At 43.3% G+C, this 18,129-nt stretch carries 19 protein-coding genes; 11 read left to right on the forward strand and 8 right to left on the reverse strand.

What is annotated here, in order from left to right:
• Positions 1–21: 21 nt before the first annotated feature.
• The gene (locus tag R7Q38_RS02870; protein ID WP_054865850.1) at positions 22–813 is read right to left on the reverse strand and encodes a PhzF family phenazine biosynthesis protein; all 792 of its coding nucleotides are present in this window, start codon (positions 811–813) and stop codon (positions 22–24) included.
• 187 nt (positions 814–1,000) lie between these two features.
• On the opposite strand from R7Q38_RS02870, the gene R7Q38_RS02875 reads away from it, so the two are divergent.
• Positions 1,001–1,534, forward strand: a complete 534-nt coding sequence (locus tag R7Q38_RS02875) for a YbhB/YbcL family Raf kinase inhibitor-like protein (protein WP_005375444.1) — start codon at positions 1,001–1,003, stop codon at positions 1,532–1,534.
• Between the two features lie 19 nt (positions 1,535–1,553).
• The gene (locus R7Q38_RS02880; RefSeq protein WP_213897586.1) at positions 1,554–2,333 is read left to right on the forward strand and encodes an AraC family transcriptional regulator; all 780 of its coding nucleotides are present in this window, start codon (positions 1,554–1,556) and stop codon (positions 2,331–2,333) included.
• A 36-nt stretch (positions 2,334–2,369) separates the two neighbouring features.
• Here R7Q38_RS02880 and arsB read toward each other — a convergent pair whose 3' ends face one another.
• Positions 2,370–3,425, reverse strand: a complete 1,056-nt coding sequence (gene arsB, locus R7Q38_RS02885) for an ACR3 family arsenite efflux transporter (RefSeq protein WP_005385145.1) — start codon at positions 3,423–3,425, stop codon at positions 2,370–2,372.
• Positions 3,426–3,510: 85 nt separating this feature from the next.
• Positions 3,511–3,852, reverse strand: a complete 342-nt coding sequence (locus tag R7Q38_RS02890) for an ArsR/SmtB family transcription factor (protein ID WP_005375451.1) — start codon at positions 3,850–3,852, stop codon at positions 3,511–3,513.
• A 270-nt stretch (positions 3,853–4,122) separates the two neighbouring features.
• On the opposite strand from R7Q38_RS02890, the gene R7Q38_RS02895 reads away from it, so the two are divergent.
• Complete coding sequence (locus R7Q38_RS02895; protein ID WP_017635228.1) at positions 4,123–4,707, forward strand: NAD(P)H-dependent oxidoreductase; 585 nt, start codon at positions 4,123–4,125, stop codon at positions 4,705–4,707.
• Positions 4,708–4,874: 167 nt separating this feature from the next.
• On the forward strand, positions 4,875–5,240 hold the full coding sequence (locus tag R7Q38_RS02900) for a winged helix-turn-helix transcriptional regulator (protein WP_054865851.1): 366 nt from the start codon (positions 4,875–4,877) through the stop codon (positions 5,238–5,240).
• A gap of 195 nt (positions 5,241–5,435) precedes the next feature.
• Here R7Q38_RS02900 and R7Q38_RS02905 read toward each other — a convergent pair whose 3' ends face one another.
• Both R7Q38_RS02905 and R7Q38_RS02910 read right to left on the reverse strand, forming a co-directional pair.
• Positions 5,436–6,119: a hypothetical protein gene (locus R7Q38_RS02905; RefSeq protein ID WP_054865852.1), complete on the reverse strand. Its 684-nt coding sequence runs from the start codon at positions 6,117–6,119 to the stop codon at positions 5,436–5,438.
• Positions 6,120–6,630: 511 nt separating this feature from the next.
• On the reverse strand, positions 6,631–7,170 hold the full coding sequence (locus tag R7Q38_RS02910) for a redoxin domain-containing protein (RefSeq protein ID WP_104980833.1): 540 nt from the start codon (positions 7,168–7,170) through the stop codon (positions 6,631–6,633).
• 564 nt (positions 7,171–7,734) lie between these two features.
• Here R7Q38_RS02910 and R7Q38_RS02915 point away from each other — a divergent pair.
• Entirely contained in the window at positions 7,735–9,492 is a 1,758-nt protein-coding gene (locus R7Q38_RS02915) for an SgrR family transcriptional regulator (protein WP_318114037.1), read from the forward strand.
• Between the two features lie 9 nt (positions 9,493–9,501).
• Here R7Q38_RS02915 and R7Q38_RS02920 read toward each other — a convergent pair whose 3' ends face one another.
• Entirely contained in the window at positions 9,502–10,377 is an 876-nt protein-coding gene (locus R7Q38_RS02920; RefSeq protein WP_138939623.1) for a LysR family transcriptional regulator, read from the reverse strand.
• 141 nt (positions 10,378–10,518) lie between these two features.
• On the opposite strand from R7Q38_RS02920, the gene R7Q38_RS02925 reads away from it, so the two are divergent.
• The 3 genes from R7Q38_RS02925 to R7Q38_RS02935 all read left to right on the forward strand — a co-directional run bounded on the left by R7Q38_RS02925 (position 10,519) and on the right by R7Q38_RS02935 (position 12,431).
• Positions 10,519–11,487, forward strand: a complete 969-nt coding sequence (locus R7Q38_RS02925) for an aldo/keto reductase family oxidoreductase (protein ID WP_138939622.1) — start codon at positions 10,519–10,521, stop codon at positions 11,485–11,487.
• Positions 11,488–11,496: 9 nt separating this feature from the next.
• Positions 11,497–11,883 carry a heme-binding protein gene (locus R7Q38_RS02930; RefSeq protein WP_318114038.1) on the forward strand — a complete coding sequence of 129 codons (387 nt, stop codon included), beginning with the start codon at positions 11,497–11,499 and terminating at the stop codon, positions 11,881–11,883.
• A 167-nt stretch (positions 11,884–12,050) separates the two neighbouring features.
• Positions 12,051–12,431, forward strand: coding sequence for a hypothetical protein (locus R7Q38_RS02935; protein WP_005375467.1), 381 nt, complete (start codon positions 12,051–12,053; stop codon positions 12,429–12,431).
• Between the two features lie 111 nt (positions 12,432–12,542).
• Here the strand turns inward: R7Q38_RS02935 and R7Q38_RS02940 are convergent, their stop codons facing one another.
• Complete coding sequence (locus R7Q38_RS02940; RefSeq protein WP_031780945.1) at positions 12,543–12,875, reverse strand: helix-turn-helix transcriptional regulator; 333 nt, start codon at positions 12,873–12,875, stop codon at positions 12,543–12,545.
• Positions 12,876–13,016: 141 nt separating this feature from the next.
• Between R7Q38_RS02940 and R7Q38_RS02945 the strand changes: the two genes are divergently transcribed.
• The 3 genes from R7Q38_RS02945 (at position 13,017) to R7Q38_RS02955 (ending at position 15,783) form a co-directional block, all read left to right on the forward strand.
• Positions 13,017–13,328, forward strand: coding sequence for a hypothetical protein (locus tag R7Q38_RS02945; RefSeq protein ID WP_005375472.1), 312 nt, complete (start codon positions 13,017–13,019; stop codon positions 13,326–13,328).
• A 723-nt stretch (positions 13,329–14,051) separates the two neighbouring features.
• Complete coding sequence (locus R7Q38_RS02950) at positions 14,052–15,209, forward strand: amino acid permease (protein WP_005375474.1); 1,158 nt, start codon at positions 14,052–14,054, stop codon at positions 15,207–15,209.
• Between the two features lie 232 nt (positions 15,210–15,441).
• The gene (locus R7Q38_RS02955; protein WP_080276968.1) at positions 15,442–15,783 is read left to right on the forward strand and encodes a hypothetical protein; all 342 of its coding nucleotides are present in this window, start codon (positions 15,442–15,444) and stop codon (positions 15,781–15,783) included.
• 144 nt (positions 15,784–15,927) lie between these two features.
• On the opposite strand, the gene R7Q38_RS02960 is transcribed toward R7Q38_RS02955, so the two are convergent.
• Positions 15,928–17,799 (reverse strand): methyl-accepting chemotaxis protein, encoded by a 1,872-nt coding sequence (locus tag R7Q38_RS02960; protein ID WP_025768473.1) that lies wholly within the window; start codon positions 17,797–17,799, stop codon positions 15,928–15,930.
• Positions 17,800–18,129: the final 330 nt, after the last annotated feature.

The raw sequence follows: 18,129 nt of genomic DNA on the forward strand, positions 1-18,129 counted from the left end.
AGTTGATTACATGAATATCATTTAAACAAAAATCTGGCCTTTCATGTAGAGCACGCCGTCGCCAGATACTCTTACTTGTTCGCCAGTAACTTCACAGTGCAAAATACCTCCGCGCTGAGAAGCTTGGTAAGCGACCAGTGATGCTTTGCCTAACGCTTCTGCCCAGAACGGTGCTAACCCAGCGTGAATCGAGCCAGTTACGGGGTCTTCGTCACCACCATTTGCAGGCCAAAAGTAACGCGATACAAAGTCTTGTTGATCACCTTTCGCGGTAACGACCACATCGTAAGGAGCGAGTGTCTTGAGGTGCTCTGAACGGTATTGAACCTCAAGTACCTCCTGCTGGTTGCCGACCACCACGAAATACGCTTGAGGGCTAAGCAGTACGCGTTCCACATCGCAACTTAGGCCTTCAATCAATGCCGAGGGAATATCAGAAACGGCTTTTGGAGGACGAGCAGGGAACGTCATCTCGATCTTACCTTGCGCATTCTTCTCTACGGTGAGGGTTCCTACTTCCAGAGTATGAAATTCAATCGTGCCATTAATGCCAAACTCATCAAACAGAACTAACGAAGAGGCCAGTGTTGCGTGTCCACAGAAATCGATTTCAGTAATCGGAGAGAACCAACGAATCTCATATCGGTTTGCGCCAATGGATTTTAGAAAAGCCGTTTCCGACAAGTTGTTTTCTGTCGCGATATTTTGCATCAATTCTGGGGCTAGCCATTCCTCTAACGGTACGACCGCTGCTGAGTTGCCTTTGAATTGCGTATCGGTGAAGGCGTCCACCACGTAGATATCCAATTCCATTTTCCTTCCTTGTTCCGTGAGCGATTAATTAGCATAAACCAAGTGCAATTAAGAGAGTAAGAAATTTGTGTTAGAATCTTAAAGTATCAAAATTATAGATTATTTTGTGTTTTTTGATACTTACTGACAAGGATTCGGACTGCTGGGTACTTACACTAGTGTTGAATTCATTGAAAGGAAGAAAAACATGAAAGCGATCTACAAATCAGTTTTGGCATTGAGTGTTTTTGCGGTCGGTTCTGCCCATGCATTTGAACTCGTGAGTAGAGATATTCAAGAAGGCCACCCGATGGCGAAGACATTTGAATACTCTGGTTGGGGATGTGATGGCGGGAATCAATCACCACAATTGATGTGGAAAGAAGCTCCAAAGGGCACAAAAAGTTTTGCGATCACCGTGTATGACCCCGACGCGCCAACAGGCAGTGGTTTTTGGCATTGGATAGCGTTTAATATTCCATCCACCGTTAGCGAACTGCCTCGAGGCATTGATATGAACAAGTTAGGCGGCAAAGAATCTCGTATTGACTACGGCACAACGGGGTTCGGCGGCGCGTGTCCTCCAAAGAATGATGGGATGCATCGTTACCAGTTTACGGTGTGGGCATTGCCAACTGAAGAACTGAATTTGGATGAAAACACGCCACCAGCCATTGTAGGGTTTACTTTGAATAGTGTTGCTTTGGGTAAAGCGACATTAACCACGACTTACACGCGATAATTGAATATAAGGGGAGAGAATGGGTCACCAATATCAGGTTACGCTGTTTCGTGCGGAGCAGCAGCAGAAGCTTCGTAATGTCAGGATTCACTCCCCAAGCCTTATTCAGATTGTTAAGGGGAGTAAACATCTTTTCTGGAAAGATGAAGTACTCGACATCCATCATCCAAATATCATGCTTTGTGAAGCAAATGCATCCCTAAATTTTGAAAATCTTCCTCTACAAGGGCGATTTCTTTCTCGAATGTTCAGTTTTCACTGTGTGCCTAGCGATGAAATGTTGGAGCTAAGCATGAGTAACGCATTAGGAAACTATGTACCCGTTGTTGAGACAGATAAAGCATTGAAAGCGACGTTAAATGCTTTGTTTTCGTTTGAGCGGGAAAGCTTAAGTGAAGCGACACAACGCTATTGGATTATGGGCCTATATCAGCAGCTAGCTGAGAGAGGGTTATTGCATCGGTTGTTCTCGAGTTCACATATCTCTTTTAGTCAGAAACTTAGTCGTTACTTATCGCGCTCTCCAGGGGAGGAGCATCCATTAGACATGGTCGCGGGGCACTTTGCTATGAGCCGAGCAACATTGATACGCAAACTGAAACAAGAAGGTACCCAGTATCGTGAAGTATTGGCGGAAGTGCGCTTAAATCACGCACTTTACTTGATGCAAAATGGCTCGTATAACGTTGCTATGCTCGCACAGTTGTGTGGTTATCAGTCAGAGGGGCGTTTTAGCCAACGCTTTAAAAGTAAGTTCGGCCTAACGCCCAGCGAGTATATTAAAACGGTAGTGAGTTAATGTTTTACCGCTTTTGTATTTTTTGTGCTTTTTAGGTTAGCCATAATATTTGGCTTTCATTCGCAATGCTACATTCACCAAAGCAATCAATACCGGCACTTCGATCAGCGGGCCAATGACACCAGCAAAAGCTTGGTCTGAGTTTAGTCCAAACACCGCGATAGAAACCGCAATAGCCAATTCAAAGTTGTTGCCTGTTGCTGTGAAGGCAATTGACGCGTTTTTGTCGTAGTCAATGCCCATTTTCTTACCAACGAAGAAGCTGACAAAGAACATCAACACAAAGTAGATAGCCAGTGGAATTGCTACACGGAATACATCCATTGGCAGCTCAAGAATCATTTCACCTTTCAAGCTGAACATCAGCACGATGGTCGCAAGCAGGGCGATAAGCGTAATTGGTGAAATGCGTGGGATGAACACGTCGTTGTACCATTGTTCACCTTTCGCAGCGACCAGCCATTTGCGGCTCAGGAAGCCCGCTAGGAATGGGATACCAAGGTAAATCAGAACGCTTTCCGCGATGTCCATCATCGAGATATCAACCACGAAACCTTCGTAACCAAAGACTGGTGGCAACACAGTGATGAATAACCATGCCATCACACTGTAAGTCACGATTTGGAAAGCGCTGTTTAGTGCAACTAGGGCTGCGCCGTATTCTTTGTTACCACCACCGATATCGTTCCATACCAGTACCATCGCAATACAACGAGCAAGACCAATCAGAATGATACCAACCATGTAACCCGGATGATCACCTAGGAAAGTCAATGCAAGGATGAACATTAAAATAGGGCCGACAATCCAGTTCATGACTAAAGACAGCGTGATCGCTTTTTTATCTTTCGTCACTGTACCTAGCAGGTTGTAGTTCACCTTTGCTAGTGGCGGGTACATCATCAAAATCAAACCAATCGCGAGCGGTACGTTCGTGCTGCCGACTGACATTGACTCATTCCACTCAGCAACTTGAGGGAACGCTGCGCCAATACCTACACCGATTGCCATTGCGACAAAAATCCACACCGTTAGGTAACGGTCCAAGAAGCTCATTTTGTCGCTGGCACTATTTAAAACTTGAGTAGTCATAGTGTTCTCTTATTCGTTTATCGTCGAAAAGCGATAGTTGAAGGTATAGTTTATCTCTGCACGCCTGACCAGCGTGCAAAGGGAATCAATCAAATAACTTGGAAAAGCCTAGATTGAACTGATCAAACGCGTCGCGTTGAATGCGGTAACACACCTTAGGTGGGTTTGGCTCGGCGCTGATAAAGCCTGCTTGCTTGAGAATACGCAAGTGCTCGGAAACAGTAGATTGCGCAAGACCCAGTTCAGAAACCAAATCACTGTTCAAACAACCGCCCATGGTATCGAGCGTGTGCAGGATATGCAGAATGCGCAAACGTGCTGGATGCGACAAAGCTTTTGCTTGCGCTGCTAGAGTTTGTTCTTTCTCGAGCTGTTGTTGCGTTGTCTGAAAAACGACTTCGCACGTGTCCTTGCACTTATCACTCATTCGCTGGCCTTAATAGTTAATCGTCGAATTGCGATAAAGTGTACGCCTGCTCTGTGGAAGATGCAACAAATCGATGAAAAAATTAATCGTGAAATAACGATGAATAAAAAGTTGAAAAAATATATCTTTTAAAAACAGTGATATAATTAAAAATTAAGCAGGTTACTAAAAGTTAACTAATTGCACTATATTTCTAGGTTACCATAATAAACCACATCCGACGCACAATGGTTACTGCGTCATCTTGTGAACTTATTTAAAGGTAATCCCATGAGCAACGTACTGATCATCAATGCACACGAACCATCACCATATTCAGAAGGTCGTCTAAATGCTTCTCTTGTCGACAAAGCACAGACGCTTCTGCAAGCAAAAGGCCATGAGGTTCGCGTTGTGACAATGCAAGATGAGATCAACGTAGATGAGCAACTCGCACACTTTGAATGGGCTGATCGCGTGATCATCCAAAGCCCAATCAACTGGATGTCTGTGCCTTGGTCATTCAAAAAATACATGGACGACGTGTTTACTGCGGGTATGGGCGGCGCACTGTGTGCATTTGATGGCCGTAGCGCAGAAGAACCAAAGAAAAACTATGGTACAGGCGGTACTCAAACCAACAGCAAATACATGCTTTCACTGACATTCAACGCGCCAGAAGAATCGTTTGATGATGAGAGCGAATACCTATTCCAAGGTAAAGGCGTGGATGATTTGATGTTCCACATGCACGCTAACTTCCGCTTCTTTGGTATGTCAGCACTGCCTACATTCGCTTGTTACGACGTGATGAAGAACGCAGATATCGAAAACGATTTTGTTCGTTTCGAAGCTCACATTAACGAAAACTTCTAATCCTTTTAGAAAGATAGTGCGAACTGAATGATGAATTGAGATGGACTGCTACATGCGGTCCATTTTTATTTGTTTGCGGCGAGGTGACGTTTTTATTACTCTAAAGCACTAAATGTATCTAGTTTACTTTTCGTTACCTAGATTAGGTGCGTATCTTGAGGTGTATTGTGGAAAGCAGAATCAGTGTAGATAGCAAAGGTCGTAAGTCAGTGGTGAACGTATGTGCGGAGCCATGTGCTATCGAGAAAGGGATGCGTCTAATTGGTGGTAAATGGAAAGGTTCTCTGATTTATCATTTGAAAGACGGCCCAGTTCGTTTCAATGACTTAGCACGCATGCTAGGCGGTGCAAGTAAAAAGATGATCGACCAACGCCTGAAAGAGCTAGAAGCGGAAGGTATGGTGGTGCGCAAAGTGATCAGCGACCGCCCAATTGCCGTAAGCTATGAACTAACAGAGTTCGGCCGTACCGCACTTAAGATTCTTGATGATTTGCGAATTTGGTCTGAAAAGCATCAAATTGAGCTTCGTTAAGACCAAAGTAGTTAATCGCAAACGTTACTCTCTTTTGAAAGCTGATTAACAATACATCGCCGTTTATACCCAAGTAACTTAAATGTGCTTCATTCAAATCGTAATTTGTTTCGTAAAACAACGTACTCTTTCGAGTCAGGCATATCGAGGCTACTTGAACATAATCGTACTTTTTAAGTTTTTGATTTCTAGTTATTATTTTATCATACTTAGTAAGTTGTAGAATAAATCACTCACTTCAGTTGAATTTAAAAAAGCACTATTTAATTCCAGTTTCTTTTCAAAATCGGAATATTTATCGAATTCCTCTTTCTCAACTAAACCTATTGGTGAGTTGTCGTTAACGTGGCTTTCATATTTTTTGATGGTATATAATTTAGACTTTTCGTCAAAATATTGAATTATCTTAATGTTAACGTCAGGTCTCTCCGTATTATACGTGATCGTAATTTTTTCATAATCTTTATTAATCGGAGTCGTAAGCCCTGTAGGGTAGATGATTTTAAACCCATTAATGTCATTCTTCTTCGTGCTTTTATAATGTTTTGAGTATGAAAAGTTTTCAATTGCACTTTTAGTGACGATAATTGACTCACCTTTCTTTAAACCGTATTCGGTACATTCATAATCGTCGACAACCGTAGAATTTCTTTTCTTTTCAATCAGGTAGGACAAGGTTGCAGATGTCCCTCCGTGTTCCAGTTTTTGTTGGTTTACAGAACAATAGAAATGACCTTTGTCCACCGTCATTGCGTTGACTTGTTCCGGATTTGAAATGGTGGGATGTATATCTTTTGCTGGATCGTTGTCGCTTCCTCCTGAACCGCATCCAACTAATCCGATACAAACGGCCATATAAAGCAAAGAGATTTTATTCATACTGTATTTCTCAATTAAGATGTGTGATTGCAAATAACGATTAATTATATTTATATAAAGTGAAAATTTTTATTTTTAATTGAACGGTGTTTTATTGATAATTTAATCGTTTGCTTTTATTTTGTCTCTTACGGTATCTATGTTTTCATTTATGGTATGAATTATTAGAATTGCACAATTGTGAGTTGCAATAGGATAATAATCGCTAGCCAACTACTTGTGTAGGTACCGTTATGATTTATATATCCGTTAAGTCTAAGTTTTTAGTCTTAATTTCATGTATTTATCGTGAAAGTGACTTAGAAGTAAATACTTAACGTCGTTTGAGGGGAGCCTGGACTTCACTGATCTTGTTTTTCATCAAGACGTTGTATAATGAACAAGGACTCTATTTCCAACTTGTTGATACATATCAGATCTCACGGATCTGATATGCATTCCAAGTTATTCTCACTAAGGCAAGAATCCTAGCTTATTTAAGGATAGAAAGTTTACTTGGGTGTAGAAGATATTAGTAATCCAATGTGCCACGGATAGGGTAGTTATTGTTTGGATCGCGAATCCATGCCAATCCGCGTGATAGCGCGCCAAGCTCAGGGCGAACAAACGGGTTGTTTGAAATATCCACCACGTGTAAGTCGCCGTGTTCATTCACCACAAACAGACCTGGTTCTGCGAAATTATGATCGGTTTCCTGTTCAGATCGAGGAATAGATACATACAAGCCTAGCGTTTTCATTTGTTCTTCGGTCAGGCCGTAAGCGATAGAGAAGCTGATTTCGAGTTTCTCTAGATGCCCCTCTAGCTGTGCTTTTGAGTCGCCAGAAACGGCAAGAATATCGACGCCAGCATCAGCGAAAGCCTGTTTGTAACTCTCAAGCTCGTTGAGGTACTTAGTACAAAGAGGGCAGTGTTTACCACGATAAACGAATACTGCTTGCCAAGTCGCATCACCTTGCGGCTGACCCAACGTTACGCTTGAACCATCTAGCAAAGTGGCTTGAAGATGAGGGAAGCTGTCGCCCGCTTTAAGTTTCACTGAAGTTGCCATATTGACTCCCGAATTGGTGGTGTATATCCATGAATGCCCCTTTCTCAACAAAGCGATTGGGGGATGAGACTTCAATGTAGACTCTGTTTTGCGGTGTTTCAACTAGTTAACTTTTAGTAACCTGCAATAAGGTAGTAGAGTGCAAAAGATGAAAAAGCAGAACTTAAGATACAACGAAGTGGGGGTGTAGTATCAGGAGCTAAGTTCTGCTTGAGGTTAGGCTATGACCACTGGAACATATCGTTAAGATAAACCAGAGTCATCACTTCTATTTTATTACTCGATTGAGCTAGGCGTTGCTGAAAAAAGTACGCCATCATTGGCTTCTTCATTTCTTCCTCCTTTAGCTGACGAGTAAATTATGTGTATAAAAGGGGATATAAAAAAGAGAGTGCTTTTGTTGGCTTTTTTCCTAATAACGTAAATATATGGGGCTTTAAAGCCGAATTTGGAGGTTAATTGTGGAAAAGGGGAACAGATAATTAGGAAGTTTTCTTATTTTATTACCGCCAACTTAAGTAAACTATTCCTATCCACAAACTTCACAGATCTAAGGTTGATTCAGTGTCTGATCTCAATTTGTTTCGCTATTACCAACGATTACTCTCGTTTAGCGTTGGTGATGAAACAAAAACCACGTTACAGGACATTGCCGACATCATGTTCACTTCTTCTCGGCATGCTCGTAGCTTGCTAACGCAGATGCAGCAGAAGGCGTGGTTGAGCTGGCACCCGAAAGCTGGGCGGAACCAACGATCGACTCTTATTCTGAATATGGAGTTAGACGTTTTAAAAGAGAGCTTGGCTCTTGAACGTATCAAGTTAGGCAAGTATGAAAAAGCACTGGCGATATTAGATGAAGACGAAATGGCATTTGGCCGTTTGTTAAAAACAACGTCTGGTGCTTCTGTTCAAGAAGGACAGCTCAATATTCAATTAACCTATAAGCGAATGTTTGAGCGCGTCGTTCCACATCAACTTCAGCGTAGCAGCGAACGTTTCTTATTAAGGCAAATCTATTGTTGCTTAGTTTCGAGTGATCACAATGGGAAAGTGCAACCAGAACTCGCACATCACTGGCGTTATGACGAAGACACCTACGAATGGACTTTCTACCTTCGTCCAGGTCTGACTTTTCATAATGGTAATTCCATTGATGCAGAAACAGTGGTTAGCTTGTTTGCAAAGTTGAGTTCACTACAGTATTACGAAAAAGAGTTGGCACATGTTGCTAACATTACTGCGCCAACGCCATTGAAGGTTGTTTTTAAGCTTAATCGAGCTGACTTGGGCTTTGCTGGACTTATTTCTGGTGTGAAATACGGCATTCAACCAGTAAGCCAAGTTAACGTAGCGAATAACAAGCTGGTGGTCGGAAGTGGCCCATTCTCTGTTGTCGAGCACAATGAAAGTCGTTTAAAACTGCAAGCATTTAATGGTTACTATGCATGTAGAGTTCTAACGGATTTGGTGACTATCTGGATTGTTGATGACGAGCAAATGGAGAACCCGTCATTGGCAGCAAATTCGTTGCAAAGGGATACTTCGCCCGAGGAGGATTTGTGTGGACACTATATGTCGACGCAAAACCGAGAAAACTCATCGGCGAGCAAGCGTAGTCGAATAGAAGATGGTTGCTTATTCGCCTTATTTAATCAGCACGCTAAGCACAAACTCTCTTTAGCGCAGCGCCGTTATATTAGTGAGCTAATTCAACCTGAGCTCTTGGCCGAAGTGATGCGCCGCGAGAATATTGTATTTGGGAGTATACCCGCTCATAACCTGCTACCAGGTTGGAAGCCAGTGCTCCGTCCGTTCAGTGAGCCGCTTAAGTTACCTAAACACATTACGATAGCAGGATATAACTATACCGCGTTGCGTCGCTGTGCGCGGGCTATTTCTAATCGTTTGGTGAGTGTTGGCAGTAAAGTAGAAATTGTTATGTATTCCTACCGTGAGCTGAACGAGAAGGCTAAGAACGGTGAGCTAAATGAGACAATGGTCGTAACGAACATAAACCTAGATGATAATCGTCATGCCTCAGCGTTCACGAACTTCTTCAGCAACGCTGTGCTATTCCACACTTTGGGAGAGAAGAACGCACAATGGTTAGATGAACAACTACAGAGAGTCAGATCTTTCGTTCCACTTGAGGACTACCTTAATGCATTGGAGCCAATTGCATCGACGTTGATCAGCGAATACTGGATTGCACCCATGTTCCACCATACACAAACTTTGCGTTTCCAAGGCGTTTTAGAAGACGTCGCTCTTACTAACTGGGGTTGGCCAGATATTCGCTCGGTGTGGTCGGCGGATTAACTGCTTTAGTTATTGAGCAAAGTGCTGCTTCACAAATTCAATGAAGGCTCTGGTTTTCGCCGATTGATAGATGAGCTGCGGATACACCAAGTAAACCGCGTTGTGCTGGTGGTCGGTTTCTTCCGATAAAACCTGCATTAGACGACCATGTTCAACGTCTTGTTCGACAAAGTAACTTGCTAACCGAGCAATGCCATTACCAGACAGGGCTGATTCTTTGAGTAAGCGGTTTTCATTGCTTGAAAGCCAACCTTGGGTTTGAACTGTTCCCGTTTTTAACGGCCACTCTTTTTGATGCAATGTGGTTAAGCATTGATGCTGTTTTAAATCTGCTAACGTCTCTGGCGTACCTTCTTCTTGCAGATACTGAGGAGAGGCAACCAGCCAGTGGTGGTAGTCCAAAAGGTGATGCGCAATCATATTCTCGGGCGGCGTTCTTGTCGCTCGAAACGCAAAATCAACGCTGGTTTCTGTCAGATTAAACGCTTGATAGCTAGAAAGAATCTCGAACTCTACGTTTGGATGTAAAGCGCGAAACGCCACACACAAATCATGCAGCACCGCTTCGGCAAACATCTTGGGAGCAGTAAGACGAATCAGACCGTCTACTTGCTCAGATTGCTGACTTAAACTCTTTTCCATTTCCATTACGCGGCGTTTGAGATCTTCCGCTTGTGCAAAGATCGATTCACCTTCTGCCGTCAATCTCACGCTGCGTGTGGTTCGAACAATCAAAGGCGTGGCGAGTTCCGATTCCAATCGTTTGATTTGTTCCGACAGGTAACTTTTAGAAATGCCAAGTTGCTCCGCTGCTCTAGAAAAATTGAGTGTTTGAGCCACTTCGGCAAACAGCATCAGTTTTTCGATTCTCTTATAATCTGCCATCTTGATTGCTCGCTTTAATTGTTCGGTAGTGAGGATAATGAATTCGATTTTACGGTATTAAACTAATTTTTACGAACGGTAAGATGGTTCGAGTTAACTTAAGAAATTGAAGATGCAGAAATCGGAAAAGTGAGAATAACGATGAACAATCCAACACTACCGCTCGCCAAAACCTTACCTAACGTTAGCCGCTTGGTCTTCGGCTGTATGGGACTTGGAGGGGAGTGGAATCGCAACCCATTAACCGCCCAAGATGAAAACCAAGCTTATGCCGCTGTCGAGGCTGCATTAGAGGTTGGCATCAATCTCTTTGATCATGCGGATATCTACAAATTCGGTAAGGCAGAAGAAGTGTTTGGGTGCATCTTAGCCAATGACTCAACCTTACGAGAGCGAATTTATCTGCAATCCAAGTGCGGCATCCGTCTAGGAGATGAGCAAGGTGTTAAGCAGTATGACTTCTCTGCCAAATGGGTGACGGCTTCTGTTGAGGGCATTCTTGAGCGCCTTGGCGTGGAAAACCTTGATGTTTTGATGCTGCATCGTCCTGATCCTCTGGTTGAATTTGAAGAACTGGGCACAGCGCTCCAAGCACTGAAACAAGCTGGCAAAGTTAACCACTTCGGTGTTTCTAACATGAACAGTGCTCAAATTGATCTTCTTCAACAAGCAACGGGCGAAATTGTTGTGGCGAACCAGTTGGAAATGAGTCTGGCTAAGTCTGACTTCATCAAGCAAGGCATGGGGCTTCCTTCGTCTGCATCTGACTACGTTGCAGGAATACTGGAACATGCCCGTAAGCACAATATCCAACTGCAAGCCTGGGGCAGTATGGCGCAGGGAAGATTCTCAGAGCGTGGTTTACATTCTGATGATCACAACACCAGACAGACGGCGGAGATGGTAATGGCGCTAGCAGCTGAATATGGTGTGTCGTCTGAGGCGATTGCTTTAGCCTTCCTAACGCGTCACCCAAACCAAATTCAGCCTGTTATTGGTACTGCAAACCCACAGCGTATTCGCGCTTGTGCTCAAGTAGAGAACGTCACGCTATCACGTAGCCATTGGTATGGCTTGTTCGAGAAAACCCTTGGTCATGAGATCCCGTAGGAGAGAAAAATGAAATACGTACAAGTTCAAACTCTGATTCAAACGGCATTGGAAATTGCGACTGCTCGCAAGCAAAGCATTGCGGTTGCCGTGGTTGATACACATGGAGAATTGCTCGGTTTTGCCCGAATGGATGATGTGAGTGTGCAAGCAGGTTTGTTGGCACAGAACAAAGCTTACACCTCGGCTAGAGACCGTCAGCCTAGTGGCAATCTGGGCGCTTGGGCTCGTGAGACGGGTAAGCAGTTGAGTTATTGGACTGACCCGAAGATCACAGGCTTTATGGGTGGTGTACCTGTAGAACAAGAGGGGAAAGTCGTCGGTGCAATTGGTATCAGTGGTTTGGCTGAGCAAGATGATGAAGCACTTGCGATGGAAGTATTAAACGCGCGTTGAGTATAATGTTTATCAGTAGGTGTGATGCTTTGTCCAGCTTTGTACTCACTGTAGGGACTCAAGTTCACAGGCTTCGTCGAGTCACAATGCTATCGAATAGCCTGAAGTAAGCAGAAGTTGAAATCGCGAACTATGATTAATTTATTTGAAAGCTTTGAGGCCTAAATATGTTTCATAAGGTATTCGTTTCGCTATTTTTTGTTCTCCTCTCAGGCTGTGGTACGAGTGACAGCGCGTTAAAAGAGAGCGGTTATGATGAAGCTTATATCCAAGGCTTTCATGACGGTCGGCATAGTGGTATGCAAGAGGCAGGGAATGATTTTGAACACTATATTAAGGACGAAACAAGGTATCAAACCGACTCCGATTATCGGCAAGGCTGGGATGCTGGTGAGGTAGAGGGTAACAAGTTACAAAAGCAGGCGACCGCGATAGGACAAGGCATGATTGATAATTCATATGAAGAACGTGATGTCTTTGATCCTGATAAAGTGGCGAAAGATGCAATAAAAGGCGTTGATACATCGGAATTGAAAAGCCTAGAGTAACGGACTGATATAAAGAATAAAACTCGTCATTTGACGAGTTTTATTTTTGTCTAAACGATTCATGTTTCAACGCTCAACAGGGCATTCATCGTTTGGGTATGAGCAATGTCGTTAATCACCTTTCTTGTTCTTTTGTTCAAGGACTAACGATAATAGGCGAACGAGCAGGGACTGAGCTTCCGGTGAGAGCAATCTCGCCACGGCCGTTAGGTCATTTGCTGTGACATGCTGAACATCACGTACATCTAAAGCAATATCTAGGTCAGTCAAATGAAGCGAACGCAATATGGCACGATATTGTGAGAGTTTAAGATCGGACTCTCCGCGCTCGATCCTTTGATATGTTTTTACGCTCATTCCAGCGATGTTTGCCATTTGCTCACGGGAGAGGCCATTCGATTTTCGTCTTGCGATCAGTGCTTGAATTATAGGGTCTACCTGCATGTGCTCTCCTGAAAGGACAGTTTTGACCTAAACGGAGCAAGAAGTGGACCAGTTTAACCACCACATATTTACCTGCTTTGCAATCAGTATAAAAATAACTGTCTTATAAAAACGTAAATATTTTAGTCAGTTATTAACTCAATGGAAAAGTATCAATCATACAAATCAATAGAAACGAAAGCTTCTATTCGCAAAATGCAACGCATTTTAGATCATTTATTTAGTGAAATTGATCAGCAACATCGTGAGACTAAAGAGAATGTTGTGACACTGATTCAACAGTCACAACAGCGATTGATGAACTACAAAGAGCTTTACCTTCACAAAGAATCGATAAGTGAAGTAGAGCTGCGGATGGCGCATGAAAACATGAGTGAGACTGAGAAGCAGGTCGCCGATATGGGTATTCCAGTGTTAACTTATATCATTGGCGCGCTAGATAAAGCGTATTAACACAGTCGTAAAGTCGGGCGATACAAGATTTACGCAATTTCGATCAATTGATGACATCTAAAAGAAAGGATGCAAATGCTGGGGAACCACACCCAGCATTCGGACACTCATTTACCTATATTTTCGAACCGTAAATCAGTGTTTAGAGGTATGTGAACCGAACAGTGTCGGTACGCAGCGAATAATAGCGATATTGTCCGATCTAGGCTACGTCCTTGGAATCTAACACCTTCACTTAAACTGTAAATTAATCTGTACACCCAGCCAAATTGAGCCATTGAGCACGTTCTTCCTTCTCTTTAAGCGATAAAAGACTAATTAGTGACGAAAAAAACAACACATCTTAGGTAAAAGATAAGAGTTGTTAAAATATATCGCTATAAGATTGACCTTTTGCTTTTCAATCGTCCTGCTTATGCCTTACAATCTTTTCGAACCAAATCCATTCATAACGAATGGGGTTGATGAATTAAGATGAACAATTTTGCTTCGAACCCAAAGTTGCGCACATTTCATCAACGATGACATCGCCAAAAATGACTCTCAAGTGTTCATGTGCAAATGATTAACCACCTTTTGTTGCATGTTTTCTTAGCCATACAGGGCTCTTGTAACATAGTGCTCTTGTAACCAAATTTTGACTAAGTCGGAGCGTTTTGCTGTGTGCTTTAGATAAAGCACAACTGGCGAGAAATTAACGGATTGAATTTAGAGGTATTAACCGTGAACCTAAAACTTGTCGGCAGCTCCCTGATCGTTGCAGGTACTGCTCTTGGCGCTGGTATGCTTGCTATACCAATGGTGCTTGCTCAATTTGGCCTCCTTTGGGGCACTCTTCTTATGTTGTTCATCTGGGCTGGAACGACTTATGCTGCGCTGCTCCTTCTTGAAGCCAGTTGCAAAGTAGGTGGTGGTGTGAGCATGAATGCAATTGCTCGCGAAACGCTTGGTAAAGGAGGCCAGTTGGTAACCAACAGCTTGCTTTACGCCCTGTTAGTTTGTCTATTAATGGCTTACATCATTGGTGCGGGTGATCTCGTACAAAAAGTAACAGCCTCAATTGGGCTTCCAACATCTACGATCTCAAGCCAAGTCGGTTTTACTCTTTTAGTTGGTATCATTGTTTCGGCAGGTACAGGGGTAGTAGATAAGCTGAATCGCGGTTTGTTCCTAGGCATGATCGTAGCGCTGATCCTGACACTTTTTGCGCTTGCACCAAGCGTCTCGTTTGAAGGACTTGATGAGGTTGTGAGCGACGATAAAATGGCACTTATCAAAACCAGTTCGGTGCTTTTCACCAGTTTCGGTTTTATGGTCGTGATCCCATCGCTTGTAACTTACAACAAAGAAGCGAGTAAAACACAGCTGCGTAATATGATTATCGTGGGCTCAACTATTCCGCTTGTTTGTTACCTATTATGGTTGTTAGCGGTTGTCGGCAACCTACCACCTCATGAGCTTGTTCAATACTCCAACGTAACAGAGTTGATATCGGTACTAGGTCAGCAATACGAGGGCTTAGAGTTCATCCTATCCATGTTTACTGGTTTGGCACTGCTAACGTCGTTCTTAGGTGTTGCAATGGCGCTATATGATCAAAATGCAGACCTACTGAAAGCAAGTAAGCCAGTGATTTTTGTTACTACTTTTGTGCTACCACTATTAGGTGCTGTATTTGCGCCAGAACACTTCCTAGCTATTCTCAGCTACGCGGGGATTATTCTTGTGTTTCTCGCGGTCTTTGTCCCATTATCAATGACCATGAAAGTGCGCCGAGTGCCGGTAGAAGATGACAATATTTATGAAGCTGGTGGCGGCGCAATGGGAATGAGCATGATCTTCCTATTCGGCTGTTTCTTGCTGTTTGCCCAAGCAGTATAAAATCACGCTAGCTTATTTAAAAACTGAGCCGCTCGTAGTCAAACGGGCGGCTTTTTTGTATTCATAGCCGAACCCAGGCCACTCGAAGTCATCAGCATTTGTGATGTTTGACGTTTCTCTGATAATCACGGTTAGCGCTGACTTTTTAGTAAAACTCCTTAGCGAAAGGCTGACATGTACAGTGATTCACCCTTCTATTATATCGATGTTGATATGAATAAGAGGCTCTGTTGTGTCAAAGCAATTATCTTTTGCCATGGTTGGCGTTATGTTGTCTTTAGGTGTGTTGAGTACAGAAGCGGTGGCTGACCCGAAGCATAAGCATGGACATCGGTACGATCACCATCATGCGCATCACCACCATCATAAACACAAGCGCAAGCACAAGCATAAACACAAACATCGTGACGTTATTTATGTGGAGACCAGACGACCAAGGCGCAGTTACTATTACCATGACCGAATTCCTCGGAATAGTACCTACATAAAGATTGGAGATTTCACTTATCTAAAAGTGGACGACCGTTATTATCGCCGTTCTAATGATCGCTATATCCATGTCGAGTTCAATTAAACTTGAAAGGGCACATAGTCGGCGTTCTTGTAATGTTGAGCTTAATAGCAACAACATGGCACATGTAACATCGACCAATACAAGGGTTGAGGGTTAAAAACAAAAACAGCGAGCCGGTGCTCGCTGTTTTTGCTTAGATGAGTGTTAGACAGTAAATCTATTTAAGATTTGATCTTGTTTATGTACATCTTCTTGTTGCGCCTGCATCGCGTCGTTGGTTCGATTTGCCGATTCGGCGACTTGAGTCGATAGGTCTTTAATATTCACCGTATTGTTGTTGATCTCTTCAGCGACGAGGCTTTGCTCTTCCGCTGCTGAGGCAATTTGCAAGTTCATATCGGAAATACGCTGAATCGCATCACGAATGCGTTGTAACGCACTATTTGCTAAACCCGCTTTTTCAACGGCCTCTATAGCACTACCTTTGCTTTGATGCATGGCATTTGCCACAGATGAAGCGCCAGATTGTAGTTGCTCAATCATAGTACGAATCTCTGTTGTCGACTCTTGAGTACGTTGTGCCAGTGTACGTACTTCATCTGCAACAACGGCGAAGCCTCGGCCAGATTCTCCCGCACGTGCAGCCTCGATTGCGGCATTCAACGCGAGTAAGTTCGTTTGGTCCGCAATATCGTTGATGACTTTTAGAATCGTTTCGATATTGGCGGTAGCAGATTCCAACACTTGTACTTCTTCGACTGCAAGGTCAATGCTATCGGAAAGCATGTTTATCGTTTGTGTCGATTCACCAACGATAGAAGACCCCTCAACCGTTGCTTGGTCGGCTTCTTTGGCTGCACTTGCCGCACCTTGCGCATTATTAGCAACCTCTGTCGCGGTGACAGACATCTCATGCATCGCGGTAGCAAGTTGTTCTAGCTCTTGCAGCTGAGTGTGAATTGCGCCTGCCGAGTCTTTTGCGCCCTCAGCGGTGATTTGAGTTCCGTTTAAAATTTGATCAGAAATACGTTTCGACTCAATGATTTGCTGTTGTAAGTTCTCCATGAACGTATTGAAGTTTGTGGCAAGCTCAGAAAACTCTTGGTCAGTATCTGTTTCGAGGCGTTGTGTAAGGTCGCCTTTCCCTGATGCTACATCTTTAATCGCATTGTTTAGCGTGTCCAAAGGACGCATGAGAGTGCGAATCAACAGAGTTAGGGCGATAATAGATGCAATCACGGCAATGATTGAATAAATAATAGCGTTGTTACGAAGCTCTCCTACGGCAGAATAGGCAACAGCTTCATCGATCACCGAACCTACGTACCAGTTCTCGCCAGGAATGTGAGTCAGGTTAACCATGTAGCGGTTGCCATCAATCTCAACATGTTGTGCTGATTGCGTAAGTTCGATTTGCGGGAGGTAGCTACCGACCTTCTCGCCGTTATACTTACTTTGAGGGTGAGCAATAGTTGTGCCATCAGCGGTGATCAGAAATAAGTAACCAGCATCAAACAGATTCACTTGGTTGACCAGATCAGAAAGGGTAGTTAATTCGAGGTCATAAAACATACCGGCTAAAAACTGGCCATTTTCTTTTACTGGCGTACCAACAGAGATGATAACGTTTTTCGAAGACGCATCGACGTACGGATCGGTTACGACCAAATCGCCTTTGCTCTTAGCTGCAATAAACCAAGGACGCTGACGTGGGTCGTAATCTGGACCCGCATCCCAGCCGTCGTCATTTTCAATCACAAAGCCATTACTTTCATAACCAAAACCGATGGCAAGGAAGCTGCTTTTTGGCGTCGGTCTTTCAAGTATGTTTTGAACATAGCTATGTGAACTGGGATCAAGCTCAATCACTTCAGTAATGGAGCGAGCGAGATCCTTCTTTGCATTCATTTCTGATTGCACAGTGTTACCAACACTGGTCAATATCTCGTTTACACTTGAGTCGATTTGCTCCTGAGTTTGGGAGCGGATGGTCATAACTTGTTGTGTCGACAATAACGACACAGTAATTAGCAGCAAAAATGAAGAGGCTGTGACAACCTTATGTCTGAATTTCATGAGCTTTCCTCTGATTCTCCCGGTTGGTTCCACTTTGCTTTCGCCTCTTTTAAACCGAGCGAATTGGGCATAAAGAGAAACCTATTGTGTTTGGTTATATTTTTATCGACATCTTTGTCAAAAACATGAACTCATTTGTCGTCTTTTTTAACTAAATTTAAACAAACCGACAATTTACGTTAAAACTTGTGAGTGTGATCATGTTTGCGAGCTCGATTAGTGAAATTGTCATAATGAAAAGAATTGCTTAACAAACAGTGGCATTAACTGGCTTTACAGGTGAGGTGATGAAAATTTTGTTGGTGCTGAAAGGTGTTTTGTTGAAGTTTT

It is taken from the genome of Vibrio sp. Vb0598, assembly GCF_033338935.1.
Taxonomy (GTDB): Bacteria; Pseudomonadota; Gammaproteobacteria; order Enterobacterales; family Vibrionaceae; genus Vibrio; species Vibrio alginolyticus.